Consider the following 19,043-nt stretch of genomic DNA (forward strand, 5'->3'; position numbering starts at 1 on the left):
TCATGCCGCCGTCGCCCGCTCCGGTCCGGACGCGCGAATGGCGCGATGTCACCCGCGACACCTTTCGCGACGAAATCATGCCGGCCAATCAGCCCGCCATCCTGAAGGGCCTAGTCGCCCACTGGCCCGCCACGCGGGCGGGCCAAACCTCCGACGAGGCGATGGCCGGCTATCTGATGGGCCTGGACGCCGGCAAGCCGATCACCATTCTGAACGGCGGCCCCGAGATCGGCGGGCGGTTCTTCTACACCGACGACATGGGCGGCCTGAACTTCCGTCGACGCTCGGTTCCGTTGGGCGAAGCCCTGAAGGCGCTGCTGTCGTTCCGCCAGAGTCCTGAACCGCCGGCCCTGGCCGTGCAGTCGACGCCGACGGCCGCGGCCCTGCCCGGGTTCAGCGAGGCCAATGGTCAGCCGCTGCTGGACGCCGAGGTCGGACCGCGTATCTGGATCGGCAACGCCATCACCACGGCGACCCATTTCGACATGAACTACAACATCGCCTGCGCGGTGGCGGGTCGGCGGCGCTTCACCCTGTTTCCGCCGGACCAGCTGAAGAACCTCTATCTGGGCCCGCTGGAATTCACGCCGGCCGGTCCGCCGGTCAGCCTGGTGGATGTCGCTCAGCCGGACCTGGACCGCTTCCCGCGCTTCGCCGAAGCCTGGCGGCAGGCGCAGGTGGCGGAGCTGGAGCCAGGGGACGCGATCTACATCCCCTATTTCTGGTTCCACAATGTCGAGTCGCTGGATCCCTTCACCGTGCTGGTGAACTACTGGTGGACCGAGCCGCGCGCCACGCTGGGCCGTCCGCTGGAGGCCCTGCTACACGCCCTGGCCTCGATCCGCGAGCTCTCGCCCAGCGAACGCGAGATCTGGCGCGGCGTGTTCGATCACTTCGTGTTCAAGACCCATGGCGACCCGGTGGCGCATATTCCGCCCGACCGGCGCGGCTCTCTGGGTGAAATGACGCCCGAGCATATCGCCCGCATCCGCGCCATCCTGATCAGCACCTTGAGCCAGGCGTAGCCAGACTCGAAAAACCCGCTAGGTTCCGCCCGTTCCAAGGAGTCCCCATGGCCTATCGGTCCCTGCGCGAATTCATCGACGTCCTGGAGGCGCAGGGCGAGCTGGTCCGCGTGACCGAACCGGTCTCCACCGTGCTGGAGATGACCGAGATCCAGACGCGCCTGCTGGCCACCGGCGGGCCCGCGGTTTTGTTCGAGAATGTCATCCTGCCCGATGGGTCGCGCTCGCCCATGCCGGCCCTGGCAAACCTGTTCGGCACCGTCAAGCGCGTGGCCATGGGCGTCACCCTGGGCGGCGAGCCGCGCACCACCGCCGGTGAACTGCGCGAAGTGGGCGAACTGCTGGCCTTCCTGCGTCAGCCCCAGCCGCCCAAGGGCCTTAAGGACGCCCTGGACATGCTGCCCCTGGCCAAGACCGTCATGGCCATGCGGCCAGGCACGGTGAAGAAGGCCCCGGTGCAGGAAATCGTCCTGACCGGCGATGACATCGATCTGTCGAAACTGCCCGTCCAGACCTGCTGGCCCGGCGAGCCGGCCCCGCTGATCACCTGGCCGCTGATCGTCACCAAGGGTCCCGGCAAGGACCGCGAGGACGACTTCAATCTCGGCATCTACCGCATGCAGGTTCTGGGCAAGGACCGCTGCATCATGCGCTGGCTGGCCCATCGCGGCGGGGCCCAGCACTATGCCCGCCACAAGCAGGCCGGCAAGCGTGAGCCCCTGCCCGCCTGCGCCGTGCTGGGCGCCGATCCCGGCACCATCCTGGCCGCCGTGACGCCGGTGCCCGATACGCTGTCGGAGTATCAGTTCGCCGGTCTGCTGCGCGGGGCCAAGGTCGATCTGGTGGCCGCCAAGACCGTGCCGCTGATGGTGCCCGCCCATGCCGAGATCGTGCTGGAAGGCCACGTCCTGCTCGACGAGTACGCCGACGAAGGCCCCTATGGCGACCACACCGGCTATTACAACAGCGTCGAGAAGTTCCCGATCTTCCAGGTGACGGCGATCACCATGCGCAAGAACCCGATCTACCTGACCACCTTCACCGGCCGGCCGCCGGACGAGCCCTCGGTGCTGGGCGAGGCGCTCAACGAGGTGTTCATCCCGCTGCTGCGCCAGCAGTTTCCCGAGATCGTCGACTTCTGGCTGCCGCCCGAGGGCTGCAGCTATCGCATCGCCGTGGTCTCAATGAAAAAGGCCTATCCGGGCCACGCCAAGCGGGTGATGCTGGGCGTCTGGAGCTATCTGCGCCAGTTCATGTACACCAAATGGGTGATCGTCGTGGACCACGACATCAACGCCCGCGACTGGAAGGACGTGATGTGGGCGATCTCCACCAAGATGGACCCGGCGCGGGACATCACGGTGATCGAGCACACGCCCATCGACTATCTCGACTTCGCCAGTCCCGAGAGCGGCCTGGGGTCGAAGATCGGTCTGGACGCCACCGACAAGCTGCCGCCCGAGACCCATCGCGAATGGGGCCAGGAGATCCGCATGGATCAGGCCGTGATCGACACGGTCAGTGAGAAGTGGGCGCGGCTCGGCCTGCCCGGCGACGGCAAGCCCATCTGGAAGGCGAAGTAGTTCTGGCGGGGCGTGAAATGCGACACCTAACCTTGGCGGTCCTGGCCGCAGTTCTGATGACGAGCACGAGCATGGCCCAGACGACACCCGCGAAAGCCCCCTGGGACCAGGCCTTCCTGCCCCCTGCCCCGCCGTGGCAGGGCGCCAGCCAGGCGTTGATCCGCAGCGCGTCCGATCCGTGGGTGACGGCCTTCGAGGCGGATCCCGCCCACGACTTCAGCCCCAACTATGTCGACACCCGCGCGTGGTTCGATCGGCTGGACGCGGCGTCCGACCTGATCCGCATCGAGCCGTTCGGCGTCTCGCCGCAGGGGCGCGAGATCTATGCGGTGATCGCCAGCAAGGATAGCGACAAGCTCGACCCAAAGAAGCCTCTGCTGCTGGTCCAGGCCGGCATCCATCCCGGCGAGATCGACGGCAAGGACGCCGGGATGATGCTGCTGCGCGACATCGCCTTCAACGGCAAGGCGGGCCTGCTCGACAAGGTCAATCTGGTCCTGATCCCAATTCTCAGCGTCGATGGCCATGAGCGCGCGTCGGCCTATTCACGGCCCAACCAGCGCGGCCCTCGCATCCAGGGCTGGCGCAACACGGCCACCAATCAGAACTTGAACCGCGACTTTCTGAAGCTGGATCAGCCGGAGATGCAGGCCCTCAAGCGCCTGCAGGCCAAGTATCACGCCGATCTCTATGTCGATGTCCACGTGACCGACGGCATGGACTACCAGTACGACGTCACCTACGGCTTCAATGGCGAGAACGGCGTCTGGAATCGGTCTCCGGCCATCGCCCGATGGCTGGACGGGGTGCTCAAGCCCGTCATGAACAAGAGCCTGGAGGCCGAGGGGCACATCCCGGGCGAGCTGGTGTTCGGGATCGACGAGCATGATCCCAGGAAGGGCTTCTCGGACGGCGGCCTGGGCGAACGCTTCTCCAACGGCTGGGGCGCGGCGGCCCACGTGCCCACCATCCTGATCGAGAACCACAGCCTGAAACCCCATGCCCAGCGCGTTCTGGGAACCTATGTCTTCATCGAGACGGCGATGAAGCTGCTGGCGGAAAAGGGCGGCGACCTGCGCGTCGCCATCGCCGCCGACAGCGCGCTGCGACCGACCGAGGTGCTGGCCAATTTCGTCTCGGACGACAAGCCCGCCTATGTCCGGGCGTTCAAGGGCATCAAGTACGAGACCTATGACAGCCCCGCCTCGGGCCGGAAGGAGATCCGCTGGCTGGGCGAGGCCGATCCCGAGATCTGGAAGGTCCCGTTCTACGGTTCGCATTCCACCCTGAGCCTGAAGCGGCCGGTCGCCTACTATGTGCCCCGCTACCGGGCCGACATCATCGAGCGGCTGAAGCTGCATGGCGTGGCGCTGGAGACCTTGCCGGACGACACGACGCTGAAGGTCGAGATGATCCGCCTGGTTGATCCGAAGATCGCTCCCCGCGCCAATGAAGGCCATGTGCAGATCAGCGTCGATACGGTGACCACCCAGATCCGCGACTGGACCTTCCCCAAGGGTTCGGTGCGTGTCCCGACCGACCAGCCCCTGGGCGATCTGGTCGTGCTGATGCTCGAGCCGCAGTCCAGCGAGAGCGTCTTCGCCTGGGGGATGGTCCCCGAGGTGCTGAGCCGCGTCGAATATATCGAGCCCTACGCCATCGCGCCGCTGGCCGAGAAGATGCTGGCGGCCGACCCCGCGTTGAAGGCCGAGTTCGAGGCCAAGCTGGCCGCCGAGCCGAAATTCGCCGCCGATCCGGACGCGCGCCTGGCCTGGTTCTATCGCCGCACGCCCTTCTACGACGACCATCACCTGCTGTACCCGATCGCCCGCGAACTCGCCCATTAGGGCAGATCGCTTGCCAGTCGGCGCGTGAGAGGGCTTCTATGCGGCCCTCCGCGCCCGGCGCGGCCAACTGAGTAAGGTTTCGCCGATGGACGCCATCACTTCGGGTCACGCCGCCGCCCTCTGGGTGGGCCTGCACGTCTTCCTGATGCTGACCCTCTCGTTGCTGGTCGTGCGCCTGCGCCAGAAGCACAAGGTGGCCCTGGGCGACGAGGGCATCCCCGAACTGGCCCGCGCCATCCGCGCCTTCGGCAACGCCAGCGAGTATATTCCCACCGCCCTGATCGCCATCGCGGTCCTGGCTATCGTCGAGGCGCCGCCCCTAGCCATCCATGTGGCCGGCTTCGTGCTGTTCGCCGGTCGCCTGGCGCACGCCGTGGGCCTGTCCAACAGCGGCGGCACGTCCATCCCCCGCGCGCTCGGCATGGTCGCCACCTGGCTGGCCTACATCTTCATCGGCGTGGCCCTGCTGTTCTACGCGATCGCCTGATCCGGCGCGGCTTGGGAGCGCAGGCGACGCGCTGCGCTTGCCCCCGCCGGTCGGCGTCGTCCATAAGACCCCATGGACGATAATCTGCTAAGCGACGTGGTCTCGGCCGCACTTCGGGCCGGCGCCGACACGGCCGAGGCCGTCTTCGCGCAACGACAATCCCTCTCCGTCAGCGTCCGTCTGGGCGAGCTGGAGGAAGTCGAGCGCGAGGAAGCCCGTGATCTGGGTCTGCGCGTCTTCGTGGGCCAGCGCAGCGCGACGGTCTCCGGCTCCGACATTTCCAGCGAGGCGCGCGCCAAACTGATCGAGCGGGCCGTGGCCATGGCCCGCCTCGCGCCCGAAGACCCCTATGCCAGCCTCGCCCCGCGCGAGCGCCTGGCCAAGGGGCCCTTCCCCGACCTGGACCTGATCGACGCTTACGAGCCCACCGCCGAGGCGCTGGAAACCTCCGCCAGGCTCGCCGAGGAAGGCGCGCGATCGGTCGAGGGCGTGACCAATTCCGACGGCGGCTCGGCCAGCTGGAGCTCGGCTTCGTGGCGGCTGTTCACCAGCGACGGCTTTTCCGGCGCGCACGCGGCCACCGGCCACGCGCTGTCCTGCTCGGCCATCGCCGGCGAGGGCGCCAGCATGGAGCGCGGCGGCGAAGGCCGCTCGGCCCGCCACTTCGGCGACCTGCCCGGCGCCGGCGACATCGGCCGCGAGGCCGGTCGCCAGGCTGTCGCCCGCCTGAACGCCCGCAAGATTGATTCAACCACTGCCCCGGTGATCTTCGAGAACCGCCTGGCCATGTCGCTGATCGGCCCGCTGCTGGGCGCGATCTCGGGCCCCTCGATCGCGCGCGGCAGCTCATTCCTGAAAGACAAGCTGAACCAGCAGGTCTTCGCCCGGGGCGTCAGCCTGATCGAAGACCCGCACCGGGTGCGCGGCCTGGGATCCTCGCCGTTCGACGACGAGGGCGTGGACACGGTGCGCCGCGCCCTGATCGACGACGGCGTGCTGACCACCTGGCTACTCAACACCAGCTCCGCCAGGCAGCTGGGGCTCGAGACCACCGGCCACGCCTCGCGCGGCCTGGCGGGCCCGTCCGGCGTCTCGACCAGCAACCTGACCCTCTCCACCGGGACGCGCGACCTGGAAGGCCTGATGGCGGACGCCAAGACCGGCCTGCTGGTCACCTCGATGTTCGGCCCGTCGCTGAACGGCAACACCGGCGACTGGTCGGTGGGCTGCTCGGGCCTGTGGTTCGAGAACGGCGAGGTCACCGGCCCCGTCACCGAGATCACCGTGGCCGGCAACCTGATCGACATCTACGCCCGGCTGATCCCCGGTTCCGACCTCGAGATGCGCGGAGCCAACAACGCCCCCTCGATCCTGGTCGACGGCCTGGCGATCGCTGGCAAATGACCGACCTGAACCTGATCCTCGACGCGGCGCGAGAGGCCGGGGAACTGGCCCTGAAAGCCCGCGCCGGCGGCCTGAAGATCTGGTCCAAGGAGGGCGGCTCGCCGGTGACCGACGCGGATCTGGCCGTCGATGCGCTGCTCAAGGACCGTCTGGGCGCCGCGCGGCCCGACTATGGCTGGCTGTCGGAAGAGACGATCGACGATCCGGCTCGCCTGACCACCACGCGCCAGTTCGTGGTCGATCCGATCGACGGTACGGTGGCCTTCATGAAGGACAAGCCGTGGTTCGCCGTTTCGGTGGCCGTGGTCGAGAACGGCCGGCCGATCGCCGGCGTGGTTCACGCCCCGGCCCTGAACGAGACCTACGCCGCCGTCCTCGGCGGTGGGGCCACCCTGAACGGCGTCGCGATCTCGCCCAGCGACACCGACGACCTCGAGGACGCCGCCATGCTGGGCGACGCCAAGATGTTCGTGCACCCGGCCTGGACCAATCCGTGGCCGGCCATGCGGGTGGAAAGCCGCAACTCCATCGCCTATCGAGTCTGCCTGGTGGCGGCGGGCGCCTTCGACGCGGCCGTCGCGCTGTCGCCCAAGAGCGAGTGGGACGTCGCCGCCGCCGACCTGATCCGTTCGGAAGCCGGCGCCTGTCTGACGGACCACAAGGGGCGCAGTTTCAGCTACAATCAACCAATTCCGCTGGTTCCGAGCCTAGTTTGCGCCAATGCGGCGCTTGCGCCATTGATCCTTAACCGGGTCGGGCATATCGACCTGCCATAAAGATAATTCCTCGCAGGAACTTGCCCCATCATGCCCGATAAGCAGCTTCTCCATCTCGTCATCGGCGGTGAACTGAAGGATGTCTCCGACATCGAGTTCCGCGACCTCGACAAGGTCGAGTTCGTCGGCGCCTATGCCAGCTACTCGGACGCCCACAAGGCCTGGAAGGCCAAGGCCCAGGCGACCGTCGACAACGCCCATGCGCGGTACTTCATCATCCACGCGCACAAGCTGATGGATCCCAGTTTGGCCTGATAGCCGGGGGGGCAGGTGTCAGCACTCGCCCCCACCGGGTCGCTTCGCGACCGTCCGCCCCCGTAGGGGGCGGATGAGCTCATCTTCCCCCTACGGGGGAGGAGCGCCGCCAGGCGCGGAGGGGGCGAGTCGCCACCCCTATTCCCGTCGCAGAACCTTGTCCGTCAGCATCTTCCCCAACATCCCCGCGCGGAAGGTCTTCTTCATCGCGACGGGGTCGTAGTCGTCGCTTTCGACCCAGTCGGTGAAGCTCAGCCCCTTGGGCTCGCCGCGTTCCAGATATTGCTCGAACACGTAGTCCAGCACGCCGGTATTGCCCGCCTTGATGTGCAGATAGCGGGGCGACAGCTCCTTCATCGCCTCGCGGATCGGCAGGCCCAGACGGTAGTGGGCGTAGAGCACGCTCATGATGCCGGCCCGGTCCGCGCCCGACTTGCAGTGGATCAGGGCCGGATATTCCAGGGTCTCGAACAGCTCCTTGGCGCCGCGCACCCGCTCACGGATGGGGACCTCGCGCGAGGTGATGGTGAAGTCGACCAGGTTCAGCCCCAGGCGCTGACAGGCGTCCTTCTCCAGGGCGTAGAAGCTGCCGTCGAACCCGCCGCGCAGATTGACGATGGTCTTGATGCCGCGCTTCTTCCACCAGGCCAGCTGGAACGGCCAGGGCTGGTTGGCGCGCACCAGTTCAGGGCTCACCCAGTGGGCGTTGGAAAAGCCAAGGCGCAGATAGGCGTGATCGTTCCACAGATAGTGGAGATAGGTCCTGAAGCGCCCCCAAGGCGTGGAGAGGTCGAAATCGGCCAAGGGAGATCCTCTGAAACGTCCGCGCCTAAGTAGGATGGTCCGCCGCGCAATGCAAAACGCGCGGTCATTTCCCGGTCGAGTGATGCGCCGGCGTCCTTGACAGCCCGCCTGTGAAATCCGACCCCTCGCCCATGACCGACGCCGCAGAGCCGCAACCCAGTAACCGCGCCCTCGCCGCGCGGATCTGGCGCGACTACCTCAAGCCCCGCTGGAAGGGCCTGACCGTCTCGCTGGTCAGCGCGGCGATCGTGGCGGCGCTGAACGCCAAGCTGTTCAAGATGATCCAGCCGGCGATCGACGACCTGATCACGCGCCAGACACCCGGCGCGATCGTGTGGATCCCGCTGACCATCGCCGCCCTGGCCATCGGTCGCGGCCTGTTCCAGGTGCTGCAGTCGACCTTCATCAACCGGATCGGCAACGGCGTCGTCGGCGACGTGCAGATCCAGCTGTTTGGCAGGCTGATGCGCGCCGACCTGGCGCGGCTGCGCGGCGCCCACTCCGGCTCCTACGTGGCCTCGGTGCTGTATGACGCCGGCCTGATCCGCGAAGCGGCGACGACCGGCGTGGTCAACTATGTGCGCGAGGGCCTGACCGTGGTCGGGGCGCTCTATGTGATGTTCACCTACGACCCGTGGCTGGCCCTGGGCGTCCTGACCATCGCCCCCCTGGTCAACGCGGTGATGCGCGGCTTTTCCAAACGCACGACCAAGGCGGCCAAGGGCGCCATGGGCGAGACCTCGGCCCTGTCGACGGCGATCATGGAGAGCCTGGACGGGGTCAAGATCGTCAAGCTGGAGAACCGCGAGGCCGACGAGGAAGCCCGCGTCGCCGCCGTCATCCAGCGTCGCCAGGCCCATCTGATCAAGGGCTCGGACGCCAAGGCCCGCGCCACGCCCGCCACCGAGACCATCACCACCCTGCTGGTCGCCCTGGTCTTCGTCTATGCCGGTTGGCGAGCCAAATCTGGCGCGATCACCCCCGGCGTGTTCTTCGGCTTTCTCACCGCGCTGCTCGCCGCAGGCCAGTCGCTGCGCCAGGTCGCCAACCTGCAGACCGTATTCAGTGAGGGCCTGACCGCCGCGCGCCGGCTGTTCTCGGCCCTGGACGTCGAGCCGACCATCGTCGATCCCGCCGACGCCCGGCCGCTGCCCGCCGGTGACAGCACGATCGCCCTGGAGACCGTCAGCTTCTCCTACGGCGGCGACGTCCCGGCGCTGACCGAGGTCTCGATCACCGCCCGCAAGGGTGAGACCGTCGCCCTGGTCGGCCCGTCCGGCGGCGGCAAGAGCTCGATCCTCAACCTGATCCCGCGCTTCTATGACGTGACCGGCGGAGCGGTGACCATAGACGGCCATGACGTGCGATCGGTGACCATCGCCTCGCTGCGCGATCGCATCGCCCTGGTCACGCAGGAGCCGTTCCTGTTCGACGACACCATCCGCGCCAACATCGCCTATGCCCGTCCCGACGCGACCGATGCCCAGATCGTGGCGGCGGCCGAGCAGGCGGCGGCGCATGAGTTCATCACCGCCCTGCCCAACGGCTACGAGACCAGCGTCGGCGAGGCCGGCGCGCGGCTGTCGGGCGGCCAGCGTCAGCGGATCGCCATCGCCCGCGCCTTCCTGAAGGACGCCCCGATCCTGTTGCTGGACGAAGCGACCAGCGCCCTGGACACCGAGAGCGAGGCCCAGGTCCAGGCGGCGCTGGAGCGGCTGATGGCCGGTCGCACGACCATCCTGATCGCCCACCGCCTGTCGACCGTGAAGGGCGCCGACCGCATCTATGTCATCGACAAGGGGCGGGTGGTCGAGACCGGCGCCCACGCCGACCTGATCCGCGGCAAGGGCCTGTATGCCCGTCTGGCCAGGGCCCAGGACCTGGACCATCCGCCCTTGGACGGCCACGAGGGGACGACCGCTTGAAACGCCTGCGCACGCCCTTCGTCATGGGTCTGATGACCCGCCTGTTCGCGGGCTATATCGCCTTCACCTACCGCACCCTGCGCTGGACCCGGGAAGGCCAGGACATCGCCCAGCAGGTTCAGGCTGACGCCCTGGCCAAGGGCGGCGGCGTGATCCTGGCCCTTTGGCACAGCCGGGTGCCGGTGGGCCCCGCGACCTGGCCGCAGGGCTCCGACAAGCCGGAGATCCGGGTGCTGGTCAGCCAGTCGCGCGACGGCGAGTTCATCGCCCAGGTGATCGCCAGGCTGGGCCTGCCGTCCATTCGCGGCTCGTCCCTGAAGAAGACCGACACCGCCAAGAACAAGGGCGGCGAGCAGGCCTTCCGCGACATGGTCAAGTGGGTGAAGGACGGCGGGGCCATGGCGATCACCCCCGACGGTCCGCGCGGTCCCGCCGAGGTCATGCAGAAGGGCGCGGCGGCCCTGGCCCGGGTCAGCGGCGCGCCGGTGCTGTTCGTCGGCGTGGCCATGCAGCCCTGCATCCGCCTCGACACCTGGGATCGCACCATCATCCCCCTGCCCTTCGCCCGCGCCGCCATGGTCTGGGACGGCCCGGTCACCGCCGGCCGCGACGACGATCCGGACGCCCTGACCGCGACCTGGGGCGAGCGTCTGTCGGCCGTCTCGCGCCGGGCCGAGCAATTGGTCGGAGAAGCCGACGGCGCGCCCGTCCGCCATTGATCCGACCGGCCCATGGTGGGATGTAGGGCCATGCCGCACGATCACCCCGGACACGCCCACGATCACCATGATGATCATGATCACGACCATGATCATGAGCACGATCACGCGCATGACCACGGCCATGGTCATCATGGTCACCATCATCACGTCCCCAAGGACTTTGGTCGCGCCTTCGCGATCGGCACGGCGCTGAATCTCGGTTTCGTGGTGGTCGAGGCCGGGGCGGGGCTGTTCACCCATTCACTGGCCCTGCTGGCCGACGCCGGCCACAATCTGTCGGACGTTCTGGGCCTGGTCCTGGCCTGGGGCGCGGCCACCCTGGCCAAGCGCGCGCCCAGCGGCCGTCACACCTATGGCCTGCGCAAAGGCACCATCCTGGCCTCTCTGACCAACGCCGCGTTGCTGCTGGCCGCGACCGGCGCCATCGCCTGGGAGGCCGTCCGTCGCTTCGCCGCGCCGACCCCGGTGGAGAGCGGTCCGGTGATGATCGTCGCCGCCGTGGGCATCGTCATCAACACCGCCACCGCCCTGATGTTCATGCGCGGCTCCAAGGACGACCTGAACGCCCGGGGCGCCTTCCTGCACATGGCCGCCGACGCCGCCGTCTCGGCCGGGGTGGTGGTCGCAGCCCTGCTAATGATGCTGACGGGCTGGCTGTGGATCGACAGCCTCACCAGCCTGCTGATCGTCGCCGTCATCGTGCTTGGCACCTGGGGCCTGCTGCGCGACTCGCTGGACATGGCGCTGGACGCCGCCCCGCGCGGCATCGATCCGGCCGCTGTCCGCGCCTGGCTGGCCGGCCGGCCCGGCGTTTCCGAGGTTCATGACCTGCACATCTGGGCGATGAGCACCACCGAGACCGCCATGACCGCCCACGTGGTGCGCCCGGCGGCCGACGATCACGACCAGTTCCTGCACGACATCTGCTCGGAGCTGGCCAGCAAGTTCAAAATCGGTCACGCCACGGTGCAGATCGAGCACGGCGTCGGCGCCCAGGCCTGCCGCCTGGCCCCCGCGGACGTGGTGTGAGCCTGCCGCTGTCGCTCTGGCTCTACCGGCTCGCCACGGCGGCGCTGGAGCCGGTCGCGCCGCTGCTGCTGAAGCGCCGCGCCTCCCGGGGCAAGGAAGACGCCGATCGCCTGAATGAGCGTCTGGCCCGCCCGACCCTGGCCCGCCCCGCCGGCCCGCTGGTCTGGCTGCACGGCGCCAGCGTGGGCGAGAGCCTGTCGATCCTGCCCCTGGTCGAGCGCCTGCGGGCCGAGCGGCCGGACGCCACGGTCCTGGTGAGCTCCGGCACCGTGACCTCGGCCGAACTGCTGGCAAGGCGCCTGCCCGACGGCGTGATCCACCAGTATGTGCCCGTCGACACCCCCGGCGGCGCGCGGCGCTTCATCGGCCACTGGCGGCCGGACCTGGCGGTGTTCGTCGAAAGCGAGCTGTGGCCCAACCTGCTGCTGGCCGCCAAGGCCGCCGGAACGCGCTTGGCGCTGGTCTCGGCCAAGCTGTCGGACAAGAGCTTTGACGGCTGGCGGGCCCGCCCCTTCGCGGCGCACCTGCTGTTCTCGGGCTTCGACCTGATCCTGGCCCAGGACGCCAGAGCGGCCGAACGCTTCGCCAGCCTGGGCGGCGCGGTCGCCGGCGAGGCCGACCTGAAGTTTGGCGCGGCGCCCCTGCCGGTGGACGAGGCGGAACTGGCCAGGCTGACGGCCGAGTTCGCCGGTCGCGCCGTGCTGCTGGCCGCCAGCACCCATCCGGGCGAGGACGAGATCGTGCTGGACGCCTTCGCCGCCCTGCCGGTCAGGCCGCGACTGGTCATCGTTCCGCGCCACACCGAGCGCGGCCCGGCCATCGTCGAGATGGCCCGGACACGCGGCCTCACCGCCAGCCTGCGCAGCGCCGACCCCGCCGCCCCGACCGCCGAGGTGCTGGTGGCCGACACGCTGGGCGAGCTGGGTCTGTGGTTCCGGCTGGCCGACCTGGCCCTGGTGGCCGGCAGCTTGGTCCCCGGCGTGGGCGGCCACAATCCGCTGGAGCCGGCCCGGCTGTCCTGTCCCATCGTTTCGGGCCCCCATGTCGAGAACTGGCTGACGGCCTATGCCGAGTTGTCGGCGGTCGATGGCCTGGCCCTGGCCGACGCCGGGGTGCTGGGCCATCGCCTTGCCGCCGCGCTCGCCGATCCCGCCCCGGGCAAGGCCCGCGCCGAGCGCGCGGCGGCCTTTGTCGAGTCCCGCGACGCCGAGGCCCGCCAGGGCCTGGCCCGCATCATCGAGCTGGTCCCATGAAGCTGTCGACCCCCCGCTGGTGGTACGTGAAGCGCGGCGGGCCCGCGCCGGTCACCCGCGCCCTGCTGACGCCGCTGTCGTGGATCTGGGCCGCCGCCACCGCCCGCCGCATGGCCAAGGGGCCGGGAAGCGAAGTCGGGGCGCCGGTGATCTGCGTGGGCAATGTCACCGTCGGCGGCGCGGGCAAGACGCCCATCGTCCGCGAACTGCTGCTGACCCTGAGCCAGCGCGGGATCAACGCCCATGGCTTGGCGCGGGGCCATGGCGGCCGGGACAAAGGCCCGACCCTGGTGGACCGCGGCCGGCACACAGCCGCCGACGTCGGCGACGAGCCGCTGATGCTGGCCCAGGACTTTCCGATGTGGGTGGCCCGCGATCGCGCCGCCGGAGCCCGGGCGGCGGCCAGGGCGGGGGCGCAGGCCATTGTCATGGATGATGGCCACCAGAATCCCGATGTCCGCAAGGCCCTGTCGCTGGTCGTCGTCGATGGCGAGACCCGCAATGACGAGTGGCCGTTCGGCGACGGCAAGGTGTTTCCGGCCGGGCCGATGCGCGAGCCGCTGAAGGCGGGCCTGGCCCGGGCCGACGCGGTGATCATTCTGCTTCCGGCCGACCTGCCCCAGGCCGATCCGGCCCTGCTGGCGATGTTCGGCGACAAGCCGGTGCTGATCGCCCGGCTGGAACCCGCCGCCCCGCCACCGAAAGGCCCGCAGGTGGGCTTCGCGGGCGTCGGCAAACCCTGGAAGGTCGAGCGCGCCCTGATCGCCGCCGGCTGCGACCTGGTCGACTTCGCGCCCTTCCCCGATCACGGCGTCTATGACGAGGCCACCCTGAACATGCTGTCGCAGCGCGCGGCGGTCTATGCGGCCGGGCTGGTCACGACGGAAAAGGACTGGGCGCGGCTGTCGCCGGCCTGGCGGGCCAAGGTCACGCCCTGGCCGGTGCGGGCCCGGTTCGAGGACCAGGCGGCGCTGGATGCGGTGCTGGCCAAGGCGGGGCTGTAAATCCTCCCCCTGAAGGGGGAGGCGGCCGGAGGCCGGTGGGGGAAGACCGCACCGAGTCAGCAGCACTTCCCCCTCCGTCGGCTTCGCCGACACCTCCCCCGCTAGGGGGAGGACCTTTACTTCGCCACCACGCCGCCCTTCACCACCGCCGTCACGTGCTGCAGCACCGTCACGTCGCTCAGCGGATCACCCTTCACCGCGATCAGGTCGCCCGCCTTGCCCGGCGCCAGTGAGCCGATCTCGGCCGAGAGGCTGAAGTGGTCGGCGGCGTTGACGGTGGCGGTCTGGATGGCTTCCAGCGGAGTCAGGCCGGCCTTGACCAGCAGGGCGAACTCGCCGGCGTTGTCGCCGTGGGCGCTGACGCCGGTGTCGGTGCCGAAGGCGATCTTCACGCCGCCATCATGGGCGCGGCGAGCCATGGCCAGCATCTTGGGGCCGGCGTCCAGGGCCTTGGCGGTCTGGGCGGGGGTCAGGAAGTTGTTGGGGCCCGTGGCGATCCGGTAGACGAAGTCGCCGGCCATCAGGGTGGGCACCAGATAGGCGCCGTTCTTCTTGAAGGCCGCGATGCTGTCGGCGTCCAGATAGGTGCCGTGCTCGATCGAGTCGCCGCCGGCCTTCAGGAAGCTGTTGATGCCGTCGACGCCGTGGGCGTGGGCAGTGACCTTGCGGCCCATGCGGTGGGCGGTCTCGACGATGGCGGCCAGCTCGGCGTCCGAGAACTGCTGGGCCAGGCCCGCGGCGGTGTTGGACAGCACCCCGCCGGTGGCGGTGATCTTGATGATGTCGGCGCCCAGCCAGACCTGTTCGCGCACCGCCCGGCGGCAGTCATCGGCTCCCGAGCACACCGAGGTCGGCCGCAGCACGTGCATGACCTCCTCGCTGTAGCCGTTGACGTCGCCATGGCCGCCATGGACCGAGACGGCCGAGCCGGCGGCGATGATGCGCGGACCGATCACGTCGCCGCGCTTGATCCCGTCGCGCAGGGCGAAGATCGCGTGGTTCTCGGCGCCCAGGTCGGCCACGGTGGTGAAGCCGGCCATCAGGGTCTTGCGGGCGAAGCCGGCCCCGACCATCGCCTGGTCGGCCGACGACTGGGTCACCTCGTCCAGCCGCGAGGTCGGCCCCTGCTGACCGGTCAGGTGCACATGGCTGTCGATCAGGCCGGGCAGCACGAAGCTGTCCTTGAGGTCGACGACCTTGCCGCCGGGCTCGGAGACATAGCCGTCGGCGATGCGCGCCACCTTGCCGTTCTCGATGACCACGGTCCGGGCGGTCTCGACCTTGCCGGTGGCCGGGTCGGCCAGCAGCCGTCCGGCCTGGACGAACAGGGTCTCGGCGTGAGCCGACACCGCCAGCGACGTCGTCGCCAGAAGGGCGCAGACGCCCGTCGCCAGTTTATGCATCAAGCTCTCAGGCCCCCGCCTTCTGCGCGAAGGTCCAGGCCCCCCGGGCCAGAACCGGCACGCGCGCCTCCATCAGCTGCGCATGGGCGCTGGCGGCGGTGCCGTCACGAACGCGGCCGACGATGCCCTGGCAGATGCCGGCCAGCCTGAAGAGGTTGTAGCTGAAATACCAGTCCAGATTGGGCAGGCCGTCGCGGCCGGTGGCCTTGCAGTAGCGGGCCACGGCCTGCTCGATCGTGGGAATGCCATAGGTCTCCAGGTCGGTGATCTCCGACAGCCCGCCGCGCTGGTCGGACGGCATCACCCAGTTCATCAGGAAATAGCTGAAGTCGGCCAGCGGATTGCCCAGGGTCGACAGCTCCCAGTCCAGCACCGCCACCACCTTCGGCTCGGTGGCGTGCAGGATCATGTTGTCGAGGCGGTAGTCGCCATGGACGATCGAGGTGCGGTCATCCTCGGGGGCCGAACCCGGCAGCCATTCCATCAGCTTGTTCATGTCCTCCAGGTTGGAGGTCTCCGAAGCCTTGTACTGCTTGGTCCAGCGGTCGATCTGGCGCGAGAAGTAGTTGCCCGGCTTGCCATAGTCGGCCAGGCCGACGGCGGCGTAGTCCACATTATGCAGCGCGGCCAGGGTGTCGATCTGGGCCTCGTAGATCGCCCGGCGCTCGGCCGGCTGATAGTCGGGCAGCGTGCCGTCCCACAGGATGCGGCCTTCGACATTGTCCATCACGTAGAAGATCGTGCCGATCACGTCCTCGTCCATGCACAGGGCATAGGCCTTGGCGACGGGGAAGTGGGCCTTGCCCAGGCCCGAGATCACCTTGAACTCGCGGTCGACGGCGTGGGCGCTGGGCAGCAGCTTGCCGGGCGGCTTGCGGCGCAGGACATAGCGCTTGCCCGGCGTGACCAGCTGATAGGTCGGGTTGGACTGGCCGCCCTTGAACTGGCGCACCTCCAGCGGGCCCTGATAGCCCTCGACATGGGCCTCGAGCCACGTCGCCAGCTTGGCCTCGTCGATCGCATGGCGCGGATCGACCGGCTTGGTGCCCGAATTCAGGTCCTGAGCGGACTGTTCAGCGGCCTGCGCCATGCGCTTATCTCCCCAACACTTGTTTGAACGGGAGTTTAGAGGGTGGCGCGCGGGGCGCAAGCATCGATCCTCCCCCTGAAGGGGGAGGCGGCCGTCAGGCCGGTGGGGGAAGACCGCGCCGAGTCAGCAGAACTTCCCCCTCCGTCGCCTGCGGCGACACCTCCCCCGCTGGGGGGAGGACTTTAAAGCGCCCGCCAGCCGATATCGCGGCGATAGAAACCGCCAGACAGGCTGATCTTCTCCAGCGCCGCATAGGCCGCGTCGCGGGCCTCGCGCAGGGTCTCGCCCAGGGCGCAGACGTTCAGCACCCGGCCGCCCGAGGCCACCAGCCGCCCTTCGAACTCGCGGGACGTGCCGGCGTGGAAGACCACGACCTGATCGCCGAAATCGGCGTCGGCGCCCTGGATCCGGCCGCCGGTCACCGGCGCGTCGGGATAGCCCTCGGCGGCCAGCACCACGCAGATCGCCGCCTCGTCGCGCCACACCGGCTTGGCCGCGCTCGCCAGCTCGCCCTTGGCGGCGGCCAGCAGCAGCGGCACCAGGTCGCTTTGCAGGCGCAGCATCAGGGTCTGGCATTCGGGATCGCCGAAGCGGGCGTTGTATTCCACCAGCTTGGGCCCCTCGGGTGTCAGCATCAGGCCGGCATACAGCACGCCCACATAGGGATTGCCCTCGGCGGCCATGCCCTTGACGGTGGGCAGGATGAGCTCGTTCCAGGCCTGGCGCACCAGGGCGTCGGTCAGGACGGGCGGCGGCGAATAGGTGCCCATGCCGCCGGTATTGGGACCCGTATCCCCGTCATAGGCCCGCTTGTGGTCCTGGGCGGCGCCGAACAGCACGGCGGTCTTGCCGTCGCAGATCGCGAACAGCGAGGCTTCCTCGCCGTGCATGAACTCCTCGATCACCACCCGCGCGCCGGCGGTTCCGAACCGCCCGCCCAGCATGTCGAGCACGGCGGCGTCGGCCTGGGCCCGGTCCTCGGCGATGACCACGCCCTTGCCGGCGGCCAGGCCGTCGGCCTTGATCACGAACGGCGCCTGCAGGGTGTCGAGGAAGGCCCCGGCAGAGGGCGCGTCGGTGAACACGCCATAGGCCGCCGTCGGCAGGTCGTGACGGGCGCAGAAGTCCTTGGTGAAGGCCTTGCTGGTCTCCAGCCGCGCGGCGCGCTGGCTGCCGCCGAAACAGGGAATGCCGACTTCGGCGAGCCGGTCGGCGAGGCCGACCTCCAGCGCCGATTCCGGGCCGACCACCACCAGATCGGCGGCGATCTCCTGGGCCAGGGCGACCAGCCCCTCGACGTCCAGCACCTTGACGGCGCGCAGTTCGGCGACGGCCCCGATGCCCGGGTTGCCGGGCGCGGCGACCAGCCGTCCGCAAAGCGGCGACTGGGCGATCTTCCAGGCCAGGGCGTGCTCGCGCCCGCCGGACCCGACGAGGAGGATGTTCAGCTTTTCCATGAGGCCGGGGTGTGGCGCGCGCGGGGGGCCGGGTCAAGGCGCCCAGGGCGCGGGTTCGCGTCCTCGCCGGTTTTCACCGGCGAGTGGGGAGGCGGCGGAGCGTCCGGGCCAGGCCCGGATGAGGGTAGTTGGAGTACCGTTTCGGCCGTGGCCGGAGCGCTCCGCACGGTTGTTTTCCCTCTGGCCGGCACGCGCGGGTCTCGTTCAACCCTTTGCACCACATCCGGGCTGCCCTCCTCGCGACGGACCCAGCCTTGGGCTGCAGCCTCGCCGATTCCGGAGGACCCGGAACGTACCTTCGGACGGGCGGAGGCTTTGGCCTTCCTCCGATGGACAGGTTTACGTCCCCTGTCCTCTTGAACCCGTACAACCGCCCCCACCGCCCGTCAGGTCGCCAGCTGGACGCCCTCCCCTTGCGATGAAGCGAGGAGAAGTATGCGGGCGTTTTTGGGGGTGTTGCGTCGATTTTGGATCGTGACGCTGGATGGGGGGCGGAGGGCGTTGAATTTGCTGGGATCGGGGTGGGGCTATCCTCGTGCGGGCACGGGGATAGAGGCCGGCCGCCGCACGGAACCCCTCTCTCTTTGAGAGAGGGGTTCCGTGCGCGCCGCCTCCGCGCCGGAGGGAGCCGTCGTTACATCTCACGGCGAGACGAGTGGCGGCAGGGTCAAGCAATGATCAAATATCCCACGTGATTGGGGCCCAAGGTTGCTTCTCGGCCCATGCCTTGGCCTGCTCAAGCGTGGGATAGTACGGACACTTCGCCCCGCTGACCGAATAGAGACGTCCATCCGCTCCCAAAGGGACCGGATCGTAGGAGTCGCCGTGAACCTCCGGCCCCTCATAGAGGCAATCGTCGAGCCATTGGGCGTGAGCAGGGTCATGGTCATACGCGACGATCACGACACGTTGTTGGACTGCTCCGTCATAGAGCCACCAGCCACCGAGAACCGGGTCACCTTGGTAGTCATTTAGCGCC

The 19,043-nt window shown here is 68.9% G+C and carries 16 protein-coding genes; 12 read left to right on the plus strand and 4 right to left on the minus strand.

The window, feature by feature from the left end; translation table 11 throughout:
• Window positions 1-2: 2 nt before the first annotated feature.
• The 7 genes from ACQY9P_RS05050 to ACQY9P_RS05080 all read left to right on the plus strand — a co-directional run bounded on the left by ACQY9P_RS05050 (window position 3) and on the right by ACQY9P_RS05080 (window position 7,377).
• Entirely contained in the window at window positions 3-1,025 is a 1,023-nt protein-coding gene (locus ACQY9P_RS05050) for a cupin-like domain-containing protein (RefSeq protein WP_421736356.1), read from the plus strand.
• A gap of 47 nt (window positions 1,026-1,072) precedes the next feature.
• A complete protein-coding gene (locus tag ACQY9P_RS05055; RefSeq protein WP_421736355.1) occupies window positions 1,073-2,608 on the plus strand; it encodes a UbiD family decarboxylase in 1,536 nt (511 codons plus the stop codon).
• Between the two features lie 17 nt (window positions 2,609-2,625).
• Window positions 2,626-4,455 (plus strand): M14 family metallopeptidase, encoded by a 1,830-nt coding sequence (locus ACQY9P_RS05060; protein WP_421736354.1) that lies wholly within the window; start codon window positions 2,626-2,628, stop codon window positions 4,453-4,455.
• 85 nt (window positions 4,456-4,540) lie between these two features.
• A complete protein-coding gene (locus ACQY9P_RS05065; protein WP_421736353.1) occupies window positions 4,541-4,942 on the plus strand; it encodes an MAPEG family protein in 402 nt (133 codons plus the stop codon).
• A gap of 72 nt (window positions 4,943-5,014) precedes the next feature.
• Window positions 5,015-6,346 (plus strand): TldD/PmbA family protein, encoded by a 1,332-nt coding sequence (locus ACQY9P_RS05070; protein WP_421736352.1) that lies wholly within the window; start codon window positions 5,015-5,017, stop codon window positions 6,344-6,346.
• Entirely contained in the window at window positions 6,343-7,122 is a 780-nt protein-coding gene (locus ACQY9P_RS05075; protein ID WP_421736351.1) for a 3'(2'),5'-bisphosphate nucleotidase CysQ, read from the plus strand. The genes ACQY9P_RS05070 and ACQY9P_RS05075 overlap by 4 nt, the downstream gene beginning before the upstream one ends.
• A gap of 30 nt (window positions 7,123-7,152) precedes the next feature.
• Window positions 7,153-7,377, plus strand: a complete 225-nt coding sequence (locus tag ACQY9P_RS05080; protein ID WP_421736350.1) for a DUF4170 domain-containing protein — start codon at window positions 7,153-7,155, stop codon at window positions 7,375-7,377.
• Between the two features lie 138 nt (window positions 7,378-7,515).
• On the opposite strand, the gene ACQY9P_RS05085 is transcribed toward ACQY9P_RS05080, so the two are convergent.
• On the minus strand, window positions 7,516-8,181 hold the full coding sequence (locus tag ACQY9P_RS05085) for a fused DSP-PTPase phosphatase/NAD kinase-like protein (RefSeq protein ID WP_421736349.1): 666 nt from the start codon (window positions 8,179-8,181) through the stop codon (window positions 7,516-7,518).
• Between the two features lie 131 nt (window positions 8,182-8,312).
• Between ACQY9P_RS05085 and ACQY9P_RS05090 the strand changes: the two genes are divergently transcribed.
• Genes ACQY9P_RS05090 through lpxK form a run of 5 tightly spaced genes read left to right on the plus strand, consistent with a single transcriptional unit; the run spans window position 8,313 to window position 14,114 of the window.
• A complete protein-coding gene (locus tag ACQY9P_RS05090) occupies window positions 8,313-10,106 on the plus strand; it encodes an ABC transporter ATP-binding protein (protein WP_421736348.1) in 1,794 nt (597 codons plus the stop codon).
• Window positions 10,103-10,825, plus strand: a complete 723-nt coding sequence (locus ACQY9P_RS05095; protein WP_421736347.1) for a lysophospholipid acyltransferase family protein — start codon at window positions 10,103-10,105, stop codon at window positions 10,823-10,825. The genes ACQY9P_RS05090 and ACQY9P_RS05095 overlap by 4 nt, the downstream gene beginning before the upstream one ends.
• A 30-nt stretch (window positions 10,826-10,855) precedes the next feature.
• Window positions 10,856-11,857 (plus strand): cation diffusion facilitator family transporter, encoded by a 1,002-nt coding sequence (locus ACQY9P_RS05100; protein WP_421736346.1) that lies wholly within the window; start codon window positions 10,856-10,858, stop codon window positions 11,855-11,857.
• A complete protein-coding gene (locus ACQY9P_RS05105; protein WP_421736345.1) occupies window positions 11,854-13,110 on the plus strand; it encodes a 3-deoxy-D-manno-octulosonic acid transferase in 1,257 nt (418 codons plus the stop codon). Before ACQY9P_RS05100 ends, ACQY9P_RS05105 begins: the two co-directional genes overlap by 4 nt.
• Window positions 13,107-14,114, plus strand: a complete 1,008-nt coding sequence (gene lpxK, locus ACQY9P_RS05110) for a tetraacyldisaccharide 4'-kinase (RefSeq protein WP_421736344.1) — start codon at window positions 13,107-13,109, stop codon at window positions 14,112-14,114. Before ACQY9P_RS05105 ends, lpxK begins: the two co-directional genes overlap by 4 nt.
• Window positions 14,115-14,230: 116 nt before the next feature.
• On the opposite strand, the gene ACQY9P_RS05115 is transcribed toward lpxK, so the two are convergent.
• The 3 genes from ACQY9P_RS05115 to purD form a co-directional block, all read right to left on the minus strand.
• Entirely contained in the window at window positions 14,231-15,520 is a 1,290-nt protein-coding gene (locus ACQY9P_RS05115) for an amidohydrolase family protein (RefSeq protein WP_421736343.1), read from the minus strand.
• 4 nt (window positions 15,521-15,524) lie between these two features.
• Entirely contained in the window at window positions 15,525-16,607 is a 1,083-nt protein-coding gene (locus ACQY9P_RS05120; protein ID WP_421736342.1) for a phosphotransferase family protein, read from the minus strand.
• 182 nt (window positions 16,608-16,789) lie between these two features.
• A complete protein-coding gene (gene purD, locus ACQY9P_RS05125; protein WP_421736341.1) occupies window positions 16,790-18,064 on the minus strand; it encodes a phosphoribosylamine--glycine ligase in 1,275 nt (424 codons plus the stop codon).
• Between the last annotated feature and the right edge of the window lie 979 nt (window positions 18,065-19,043).

Source organism: Caulobacter sp. (genome assembly GCF_965279145.1).
Classification (GTDB): domain Bacteria; phylum Pseudomonadota; class Alphaproteobacteria; order Caulobacterales; family Caulobacteraceae; genus Caulobacter.